Source organism: Ferruginibacter sp., assembly GCF_031430955.1.
Taxonomy (GTDB): domain Bacteria; phylum Bacteroidota; class Bacteroidia; order Chitinophagales; family Chitinophagaceae; genus Ferruginibacter.
Genome location: NZ_JANPCM010000138.1, coordinates 1 through 10,814, shown reverse-complemented (window position 1 = coordinate 10,814; position 10,814 = coordinate 1). Strand labels below are relative to the sequence as shown.

Sequence of the window (10,814 nt, the reverse complement as noted above, 5' to 3'; positions counted from 1 at the left end):
AATCACAAAATTTCCATTAATCGCTTTTACAAAATCTCTGCAAATAATTAACCCCAGCCCGGTGCCGGTTTCTTTATTAGTACCAAGGGTAGTATAATATTCGTTATTAAAAACTTTGGTAATAGCCTGTTCGGTCATTCCAATTCCATCGTCTTTTATATAAATATTAGTAAAATCTCCTTTCTCTTCTGTAAAAATTTCTATGGTTCCGCCTTGTGGTGTAAATTTTACAGCATTGGCAACCAGGTTTCGCAACACAATTTTTATCATTTGAGTATCAGCATAAACATAAACGGGTTTTGCAATACTGTTTACCAGTGTAATATTTTTTTTACTGGCCCTGAGTAATAAATGTTTAAATGTGGTGGCTGCAATTTCCTTTACATCAATCCGCTCAATTGCTATCCTGCTTTCTTTAAACTGGTCTCTTCCCCAGTTAAGCAAGTTTTCCATTACCTCGGCACAGTTATCTATTTCATTACTTAACTCGGGCAGTTCATTTATCAGCTCTTCTTTGGTAATATATCCCAGCCGTAGGGCTTCAAAAATATTTTTAAGTGCATAAATGGAAGTACGCAGGTCGTGAGATATTACTGAAAATAATTTTGTTTTAACCTGGTTAAGTTCGGTTAACTCCTGTGTGGTAGTTTCCAGGTGTACGGCCTGCATACTCAGGGTTTCATTTTTTGCTTCAATCTCAATATTTCTTTCGGCAAGCACTTTAGTTTTTTCTTTTACCGATTTTTCGTAAACCCATACCTGGTATTTAATAAGATACATGGTGGCAAAAAACATTAAAAAAGCAACCAGGTAATTAAAAATAATAAGGTAAAGATTAGCTGCATTAGTTAGCCTGTAATTAAACCCTTTTTGAAATATGAAATGTATCACTAAAAAAAATATCAAACAATATAAAAAAGCGATAATGATATTTTTTAACTGGTTTAAAAAAAAGAAACTGAACATCATATAAAGCAAAACAAAAATATCCATACCATTATCGTTGGTAGCCCAGCTTACCAAGGCAAACATCGGTGGCACTAAAAAAAATGAACTTATTGTTGCTGTACGAAAAAATTGTTTGTGCATCACCCACATCATGCATAAAAAAAAAGCACATAAAGCAAAATTTATTAATAAAGCGGAAACACTGAAAAAATGTGGTGTAAATAAAGCAATGTAAAAAAATCGCATTAGCGATAACAGAAATGCCAAAAAGTTGAGCTGATTAAAAACCAATACCCTTTTTTTTATGTACTCGGGCAGGTTGTTATCATAACCAATTTCAGCTATTTGTTGTTGTATGCTGCTAAAAAAACGCATTTTCTTTGGGTTGGAAGTAACAGTTTAACGAAAAATATTTACATGATATTACAAAATAAATATTTATTTCTACACACTTTTCTCCATTTTATTTATCAATAAACAGCTTTATTAGCGGCAATACAGGCTCTTAACTCCCAACAAATTTCATATCTTCGCTAACTAACTATCTCATTTATATATATGAATGAAGAAAGGATATATAAGATTGTGAACCGTTTTAAAACCAAAACATTTAATGGAACCTACCATAATTTACATCATAATTGGTATAGCTGCACTTATAATTGGCGCTGTACTGGGTAAAATTTTATTTGCCAAAAACACTAAAAACCAGGTGGCAGAAGCTGAGCAACAGGCTCAAAAAATTATTGCTGATGGCCAGTTACAGGCCGAAAATCTTAAAAAAGAAAAAATTTTAGAAGCTAAAGAAAAATTTGTGCAGCTTAAGGCCGAGCATGATAAAGAGGTATTGCAGCGTAATCAAAAAATTATTGAAGGCGAAAGCAGGATCAAGCAAAAAGAGCAGTCCATCAACCAAAAAGACCAGAATCTTGAAAAACAGATTAAGGATAACGAAGCCATAAAAGAAACGCTTAACCGCCAGATTGAAGTGGTAAACACCAAACGAACGGAGCTGGAAAAACACCAGGAAGAACATATACGCCGCCTGGAAAAAGTGGCCGGCCTTAGTGCCGAAGACGCCAAAGCACAATTAATAGAAAGTTTAAAACAGGAAGCCCAAACAAAAGCCATTGCCATACAGCAGGAAATTATTGAAGATGCTAAATTAAAGGCCAATAAAGAAGCCCGTAAAATAGTTATCCAAACCATACAACGTACCGCTGCCGAAGCGGCAATTGAAAATGCCATTACCGTTTTTAATTTAGAAAGCGACGAAATAAAAGGTTCTATCATTGGCCGTGAGGGTAGAAATATACGTGCCATTGAAGCTGCCACTGGTGTTGATCTGATTGTTGATGATACCCCTGAGGCAATTGTACTTTCTTCTTTTGATCCATTACGCAGGGAGATTGCCCGTTTATCTTTACAACGCCTGGTGGCAGATGGACGTATTCACCCGGCTCGTATTGAGGAAGTGGTGGAAAAAACAAAAAAACAATTAGATGACCAGGTGATGGAAATAGGCGAACGCACTGCTATGGAACTGGGTGTGCATGGCCTGCATAAAGAATTGATAAGAATGGTAGGCAGAATGCGTTTCCGTTCTTCTTACGGCCAAAATTTATTGATGCACAGCAGGGAAACTGCTAATCTTTGTTCTATTATGGCCGCAGAGCTGGGCATGAATCCCAAACTTGCAAAACGTGCCGGTTTACTGCATGATATTGGTAAAGTACCTGATGAAGAAACTGAATTAAGCCATGCTTTATTAGGAGCAAAACTGGCTGAAAAATATGGTGAAAATCCTGCAGTAGTTAATGCTATTGGAGCCCACCATGATGAAATGGAAATGCAGTATGTTATCTCTCCCATTATTCAGGCATGCGATGCTATAAGCGGTGCTAGGCCGGGTGCTAGGCGTGAGATAATGCAACAGTATATTCAGCGTATTAAGGATTTAGAAAACATGGCTTTAGGTTATACAGGTGTAGAAAAAGCGTACGCTATTCAGGCTGGCAGAGAGCTTAGGGTAATTGTAGAAGCTGATAAAGTGAGCGATGGCGACAGCGAAAAATTAAGTTTTGAGATAGCTCAAAAAATTCAAACAGAAATGACGTTTCCCGGTCAGATAAAAGTAACAGTGATAAGGGAAAAGAGAAGTGTAAATGTAGCCCGCTAAAAATATTCGATATTCAACATTTAATATTCAACATTTACCCCTACCTTTGCCGTCCGTAAAAAAATAAAGTATTATGAACGCAGTAGCATTTGTTCATGAGCAGTTGACAACAGTTCCAACGCTCCCAAAATTTAAAGCAGGTGATAACATCACTGTTAATTATAAAATTGTAGAAGGTACAAAAGAGCGTATCCAAAGCTTTAAAGGCGATGTTATTAAACGACAGGGCGTAGGTGCCACTGCATCTTTTACAGTACGTAAAATGAGCGATGGTGTGGGTGTTGAGCGTCTTTTCCCTATATATTCGCCCAATATTGAAAGCATTGTTTTGAATAAAGTGGGTAAAGTTAGCCGTGCTAAATTGTACTACTTACGTGAGAGAAGTGGAAAAAGTGCCCGTATAAGAGAGAAAAGAATGGCTGTTGCTAAATAAAGCAGCATAAAAAAATTTATATACAACGCAAAAATTTTAACTAATTTTTGCGTTTTCATGGATATTAGCCTGTTTGGTATAATTATTGCAATTTTAAACGCAAATTACAATATTACTGGATAGAACCTTTACTCTGAATTATTTACTGATTTTTATTTTAAACCGTAAAACCCATTCTATCATGAGAAGTATTGTATTATTCTTTGTAGCTATTATTTCAATTTCTTTTTTAGTTTCCTGTGCCCGTGGTATTACTACCGAGCAGGCTGCCAACGGTAAGGCCAGGTGCGGCAAAAATTACATTCGTTAATATTTTTTATTTCGCTAATGCTGTTAACCGCAGGTTAATAATGTTACATTATTTGCTGTAATAAGTAAATAATTGATTTATCTTTGTCACCTAAATCTTTATTATGTTAGTTTCAATTTTAAATAATATTTTGTTATTCTCCATGCCCGGTGGCGGAGAATTAGTTTTAATTATCGTAGTGGTGTTATTAATGTTTGGCGGAAAAAAAATACCTGAGTTAATGAGAGGTATTGGCCGTGGAATGCGTGAGTTTAACGATGCTAAAAATAATGTGAAAAGTGAGATTGAGGAAGGTATGAAGGATAAAGAAACCAAGCAGCAATTACCACAACAGTAATAAATTTATCAAATCAATATTCGGCTGAAGTAATTCCTGGTTAATTCCGGAACGGCTTCAGCCGATTGTTTATTTACTATTTAAGAGTTTTGTATTTAATGGCATCATCAAGCACCATACAAGAGTATCACAAAAAACTTACTGCCAACAGCAATACCTGTGTTGATACGGTAAACTATTACCTTACTAAAATTGAAGAAAAAAAACACCTTAATGCTTTTACGGCGATTTTTGCAAAAGAAGCTTTGCAAAAAGCAATGGAACTGGATGCTAAAAGAAAAGATGGTGAGCCGTTAAAAAAATTACACGGTGTTGTAATTGCTATTAAAGATGTTATTTGCTATAAAGGCCATAAGGTTACCGCAGCATCAAAAATTTTAGAAGGATTTACCAGCGTTTATACAGCAACGGCAGTACAAAGATTACTGGATGAAGATGCTATTATTATTGGCAGTTGTAATTGCGATGAATTTGCAATGGGCAGCACTAACGAAAACTCGGTTTACGGCAATGTATTAAATGCTGCAGATGAAACCAAAGTTCCCGGTGGTTCATCAGGAGGAAGTGCTGTGGCAGTACAAGCAGGTTTGTGCATGGTAAGTTTAGGCAGCGATACCGGTGGCTCTGTAAGGCAGCCGGCAGATTTTTGTGGCATTGTAGGTATTAAACCCACTTATGGCCGTATATCACGGTATGGGTTAATTGCCTATGCTTCTTCTTTTGACCAAATAGGTATTTTTAGCAACAGCGTTTATGATGCTGCGCTATTGCTGGAGGTAATGAGTGGTGCCGATGAGTTTGACAGTACTGCGATTGAAAATGGGCAATGGGCAATGGGCAATGAGCATGTGGATAAGAAATATAAAATTGTTTATTTTAAAGAAGCATTACATCATCCTTCTTTGGATAAAGAAATAAAAGAAAATATTTTGGCGCTGATTGATAAATTAAAATCGGAAGGCCATACCGTTAGAGCAATGGATTTTGATTTATTGGATTATGTGGTGCCGGCTTATTATGTTTTAACTACGGCGGAAGCCAGCAGTAACCTTAGCAGGTATGATGGTGTTCGGTTTGGCTACCGCAATAAGGATAGCGTAAAAGATTTAACAGACTTTTATAAGCACACCCGCAGTACAGGTTTTGGCAAAGAAGTGCAACGCAGAATAATGCTCGGCACTTTTGTATTAAGTGCCGGTTATTACGATGCATATTTTAGTAAAGCACAGCAGGTACGCAGGCTGTTAGCAGATAAAACCAAGGCCATATTTGCTGAGTATGATGCTGTTATATTACCTACCAGCCCGGGTACTGCTTTTACATTTGGTGAAAAAACTGATGACCCTATTGCAATGTATTTAGCAGATATCTATACGGTTTTTGCCAATTTAACAGGGTTGCCGGGTATATCTGTTCCGTTATTTAAGCATAGTAATACAATGCCTTTTGGCCTGCAGATTATGACGGCAAAAACAGATGAACTAACTTTGCTGCAATTGTCGGAGCATTTGATGCAACATTATAAAACATATCAGCATCTTAATAATTAATGAAAAATATTTTACTATTATTATTCACTGCATTTTTTCTTTTGCCCAAAGCAAAGGCTGGAAATGTATTGAGTAATAATTTACAGCAGCAACAATTGCCCTTAACAGATACAGCGGTTAAAATAGAAAAAATAGAAGAAGAAATTATAGATGAAGTTATAAAAACAAAAGCGCCACCTGCAAAAGATAAAGTGCAATACTTTAGCCAGGTTACCAAATATGGTTTTAAAAATTTATTTTCTAAATACAGTTATAATACTACGCTTTCCTATTCATCGCAGGTAAACCCCAGCGCTACGGTTTTTATACAGGATTATATGAAAGCACATGGTACTTATCTTACCAAAATGAAAGGCTGGGGCCAACCCTACTTTAATTTAATTGAAAGTATTTTAAACCAGTATGGTTTACCAAGAGAACTTAAATACATTGCTGTTATAGAATCTAATTTAAGTACCGCAGCAACAAGCCATGTAGGCGCCGGCGGCCCATGGCAGTTTATGCCTTACACTGCAAGAGATTATGGTTTAGTGGTTAATGGATATTACGATGAGAGAAGGGATTATTTTAAAAGCACCCACGCAGCATCGAGGTATTTACTTTCTTTATACAAACAATTTCATGATTGGCTTTTGGTGATGGCTGCTTACAATGGCGGACCTGGAAGAGTGTACAGCGCTATTAAAAAAAGTGGCAGCCGTAATTTTTGGAACCTTCAATATCATTTACCTGCCGAGTCCAGAACTTACGTTAAGCGGTTTATCGCCACACATTATATTATGGAAGGCAGTGGCGGTGTTACAACTGTCAGCAATCAAAATGGCAATTACGAAATGAATAGTAATGGGCCGGGTGCAAATCCGTTTGATACTAAACCCCAGCTTACACCAGAAGAGCTGGAAACTACTGCTACACAGGCTGTTTCAGGTAAATACAATTCTATAGTTATTGCTAAAAACCTGGCCATGGATATTTTGCTGTTCAACCGCTTTAACCCTGAGTTTGATTACATGATGACTAATAATGGCAATTACGATTTACGTTTACCGCAAGATAAAATGCAACTCTTCCAGGCCAATAAATATATTATCCTAAATGAGTGTGTGCAAATTTTATTAGGTGATAATAATATTTCTAATAATCAAACTTTTTACCCTGCGGTAAAAACAAAAAAAGAAAAGAAGAAAGGGAAATAATTATCATCTGTATCGTTCTAAAATAACTATACACCGGCTACAGTTTTTGCTTATCTGGCTACCTGCTTAACAATGTTATAATAAAACCGCTGCAGCAGCCGCATATTTGCAGTGATTATTTCTCCCTGTGCGGTTAAACCATCACGAAATTGAATTTGCTTTTTATAATTCGTATTTAAACCATAAGGTAAAATAACTTTAGCCAGATAACCACTGTCGGTACTGATATTGCTGATAAAATCAATTGTACCTTTTACACTCCCATACTCGGGAAAAGGATACGCAACAAATTTTAATAACACTTCCTGGCCTGTTTTTACTTTTCCAAAGTTTGTTTGCGGAATATAAATTTCGGCATAGTATTGCGAATTTTCAGGATTGATAAAACATATAATTTGATTGGCTTGCAATTGCTGGTTTTCCTGCAAAAAAGTGGCGAATGCAATTTTACCATCAACTGGTGCTGTTAGTAAATACTTTTTCTTCCACTCCTCTACCTGGCTTTTTAAAGTATTTAAAGATTGGGAGAAAATACTTTTTTGCTGTGCAATGGTATTTTCTAATTCCATTATCTCTTTATGTTTTTCGTTCTGCTGGCTTTCGTTACTGATGATAGCAGAATTTATTTGCGGCAGCGTCAATTTTTTATTGATGAGTTTGCTGCTTTCATTCCTGTAATCTAAGTCAGAAATTACTTTATCCTCTTTTAAAGATTGATTGGCATTAAATGTTTTTTGTGATAATTCCAGATCCTCCATGTTCAAACTTTTTTGCAGCAATAAATTATTGTGCAATTTTTGCATAAAATTTACATCTTTTAAAAGCATACTTTTTTTGCTTAAATAAAATCCGCCAGAAATGTAATTTCGAAAGTTTGTAAACGATTGCTTAAAAGTTTGAAAAGATTGCTGCAGCTCCCCCAAATTTTGGTAAGAAGAATTTTGATACTGCAACAACTTTGTTATACTACTTTTATCAATAAATATTTGTAAGCTGTCAATATTATTTGACAAACTGATGATCTCTTCGTGATTGGCTGTACTTTCTAAATAACCTAAAACATTTCCTTGTTTGGTTAATTCATTTTCTTTTGCAAAAAGTTTTATTAGTTTGCCCGATTGTTTTGTTATAACTGCTTTGGGGGCATTGATAGAGGTTAGTTTTGCTTTGGCGGGTACAACATCAGGGTATTGAATAAAATAAGTACCAAATACAATCAATAGCAACATTATAAAAAAAACAGTGACACCCCAACGGATTAAAAAGCCAGGCCTGCTAGAAATAATTTCATTTACTTCTATACTTCGTAATAACTGGTTACCAGAAACCTTAATTTCATTACCATTTACTTCGTAAGGCATAAATTAATTTTAATTTCCAAATTCCAATTGATTTTTTACCAACTCAAAATATTCCCCTTTTCGCATTGCTAATGCTTCATGTGTTCCGCTTTCGGTTATTTGCCCGTTGTGCAATACCACAATATTATCAGCATTTTTTACAGTGCTTAACCGATGTGCTACTACCACCACAGTTTTATTTTTAAAAAATATATTTAAGTTTTCCATTATCGCCTTTTCATTATTGGCATCTAAAGAATTAGTGGCTTCATCAAAAAATATAAATTCAGGATTTTTATATACCACTCTTGCAATTAATATGCGTTGCTTTTGTCCGGTACTAATGCCATTTCCTTCGGCACCAATTTTTGTGTTAAATCCCAATGGTAATGATTCTATAAAAGTTTGAATATTGGCTACTTTACAGGCGTGGAGTAATTTATTGTAATCGGGCCTTTCGTCGCTTACTGCAATATTTTTTGCAATGCTATCATTAAAAATATAGCCTTCCTGCATTACACTGCCGCATTGGCTGCGCCAGTATTTAGGGCTGATAGAGGAGAGAACAGCCCCTCCTATGCTCTCCGAAGGGGGGAGAAACGGAGAAGGTGATGTATGAGATTCAAGCGGAAATCTTCCACCAATTTTTATTTCTCCCTGATAATTTTCGTAAAATTTTAAAAGTAATTTTAGCAAAGTTGTTTTACCACTGCCGCTCATGCCAACAATGGCAGTTGTTTTTCCTTCGGGAATAAGGAGATTAATATTTTTTAAAACCGGTTCGTTACCTGCGCCTGCGTAAGTAAAAGAAAGATTATTTAAATGAATTGATTTATGCTCTGGCAATTGTTTAGTAAGTTCTTTATCCGCAGGCTCTTCTTCTTCCATTTGGTGAATTTCGTTCAGCCGTTCTAAACTTATTTTTGCATCCTGTGCCTGTTGGGTAAAACTTATAATTTGCTCCACCGGGCTGTTTAACTGCCCAATTATGTATTGCACCGCCAGCATTGCACCCAATGTTAACTGGCCTTCCAAAACAGACTTTGCAACAAAAAATGTAATGAGGATATTTTTGCCCTCGTTAATAAAAAAGGCGCCGGCCTGCTGATATTGGTTTAGCGATAAACTTTTAAAGCTTAGTTTAAATAAGCTTGCCTGTAAACCTTCCCACTCCCAGCGGCGTAAATGCTCCGCTCCGTTTAATTTAATTTCCTGCATACCATAAATCAATTGCATGGTGGCTGTATTTTCTTTGGAGGCAATGGCGAATTGCTTATAATTTAAACTGCGGCGGTAGCGGAGAAATATTTTTATCCATAAAAAATATAAAATGCTGCCTGCGCAAAAAATACCGAATACAATGGTATTGTACTGCAGCAAGACTATTGAAAAAATAACTAAGTTGAATAAAGAAAATAATGTGCTTAATGCCGAGCCAGTTAAAAAACTTTCAATGCGCTTATGATCACCAACACGCTGAATTATATCGCCGGTTTGTTTTGTATCAAAATAACTGAGCGGTAGTTTCATCAGCTTTATCAAAAAATCGGAAAGAATGGCAAGATTAATTTTTGTACTAATGAATAATAATATCCTGCTGCGGATAAAATCCACCACAGTACGACCAAAAAATAACATAAACTGTGCTGCCAATATTAAATAAATAAAGGGCAGGTTATGTTGGTTAATACCAGTATCTACAATGCTCTGCGTTAAAAAAGGAAAAATAAGCTGTAGTAAACTGCCCAGCAACAAACCAATAAACAATTGCACAATATATCTTTTTTGCTGTGCAAAATACCCCAGCAACATGCCCCAGCCGAGTTTGTTTTCTTTTTCGTTTAGTTGATTATGAAAAGCTGGAGTAGGTTCTAATAGCAAAGCCACACCATAGGGTATGCCATCTAAATTACTGCTTGCCCAATGTTGTATAAATTCTTCTTTGCTTAATTTAATTATTCCTTTACCGGGGTCGGCAATCGTTATCTTGTCTTCCCGAGGTAAGAGGGATCTGCCTTTTTTCACCAGCACCACAAAATGATTTTGCCCCCAATGTAAAATGCATGGCAAGGGTGCTTCTTTTGTTATTTGATTGTAAGTTAACTGTACCCCTTGGGTACGAAAACCAATACTTTCTGCTGCATTATTAATGCCCAATAAATTCACACCCTCCTTACCAATTTCTGTTTTATCTCTTAATCTTTGCAGGCTAATACTTTTGCCATAATACTTACATACCATGGCGAGGCAGGTGGGACCACAGTCTATGGAATCAAGTTGTTTTATAAATGGAAGGATTGGCAAGGAAGGAGGAGTCTTAATTTATTATTGTTTTGTTTCTTGTTCCATTCAATTAGGCGGGGGCCAAGTAGGTTATATTTTTATGGATTTCTCATATTTATTCTTTTTAAATTAATATATAAATCGCTTATAGATGAACTTTTGTTCACTATATTGCCTTTTTTATTTATTATAATGTATGCAGGTATAGCTGTGATATTGTATTGTGGTATTGTTGTTG

At 35.8% G+C, this 10,814-nt stretch carries 9 protein-coding genes; 6 read left to right on the top strand and 3 right to left on the bottom strand.

Annotated elements, in window-relative coordinates; translation table 11 throughout:
• The coding region (locus ACY65O_RS03760; RefSeq protein ID WP_462219512.1) for a sensor histidine kinase at positions 1 to 1,323 on the bottom strand (1,323 nt) is incomplete at its 3' end.
• A 238-nt stretch (positions 1,324 to 1,561) separates the two neighbouring features.
• Here ACY65O_RS03760 and rny point away from each other — a divergent pair.
• The 6 genes from rny (at position 1,562) to ACY65O_RS03730 (ending at position 6,953) form a co-directional block, all read left to right on the top strand.
• Entirely contained in the window at positions 1,562 to 3,127 is a 1,566-nt protein-coding gene (gene rny, locus ACY65O_RS03755) for a ribonuclease Y (protein ID WP_462219511.1), read from the top strand.
• Positions 3,128 to 3,200: 73 nt separating this feature from the next.
• On the top strand, positions 3,201 to 3,560 hold the full coding sequence (gene rplS, locus ACY65O_RS03750; protein ID WP_462219510.1) for a 50S ribosomal protein L19: 360 nt from the start codon (positions 3,201 to 3,203) through the stop codon (positions 3,558 to 3,560).
• A 181-nt stretch (positions 3,561 to 3,741) separates the two neighbouring features.
• Positions 3,742 to 3,870 carry a hypothetical protein gene (locus ACY65O_RS03745; RefSeq protein WP_462219509.1) on the top strand — a complete coding sequence of 43 codons (129 nt, stop codon included), beginning with the start codon at positions 3,742 to 3,744 and terminating at the stop codon, positions 3,868 to 3,870.
• 103 nt (positions 3,871 to 3,973) lie between these two features.
• Entirely contained in the window at positions 3,974 to 4,207 is a 234-nt protein-coding gene (locus ACY65O_RS03740) for a Sec-independent protein translocase subunit TatA/TatB (RefSeq protein ID WP_462219508.1), read from the top strand.
• Positions 4,208 to 4,305: 98 nt separating this feature from the next.
• Positions 4,306 to 5,757, top strand: coding sequence for an Asp-tRNA(Asn)/Glu-tRNA(Gln) amidotransferase subunit GatA (gatA, locus tag ACY65O_RS03735; RefSeq protein WP_462219507.1), 1,452 nt, complete (start codon positions 4,306 to 4,308; stop codon positions 5,755 to 5,757).
• The gene (locus ACY65O_RS03730; RefSeq protein ID WP_462219506.1) at positions 5,757 to 6,953 is read left to right on the top strand and encodes a lytic transglycosylase domain-containing protein; all 1,197 of its coding nucleotides are present in this window, start codon (positions 5,757 to 5,759) and stop codon (positions 6,951 to 6,953) included. Before gatA ends, ACY65O_RS03730 begins: the two co-directional genes overlap by 1 nt.
• 50 nt (positions 6,954 to 7,003) lie before the next feature.
• Here the strand turns inward: ACY65O_RS03730 and ACY65O_RS03725 are convergent, their stop codons facing one another.
• Both ACY65O_RS03725 and ACY65O_RS03720 read right to left on the bottom strand, forming a co-directional pair.
• Positions 7,004 to 8,314, bottom strand: a complete 1,311-nt coding sequence (locus tag ACY65O_RS03725; protein WP_462219505.1) for an HlyD family secretion protein — start codon at positions 8,312 to 8,314, stop codon at positions 7,004 to 7,006.
• Between the two features lie 9 nt (positions 8,315 to 8,323).
• Positions 8,324 to 10,597, bottom strand: a complete 2,274-nt coding sequence (locus ACY65O_RS03720) for a peptidase domain-containing ABC transporter (RefSeq protein WP_462219504.1) — start codon at positions 10,595 to 10,597, stop codon at positions 8,324 to 8,326.
• Between the last annotated feature and the right edge of the window lie 217 nt (positions 10,598 to 10,814).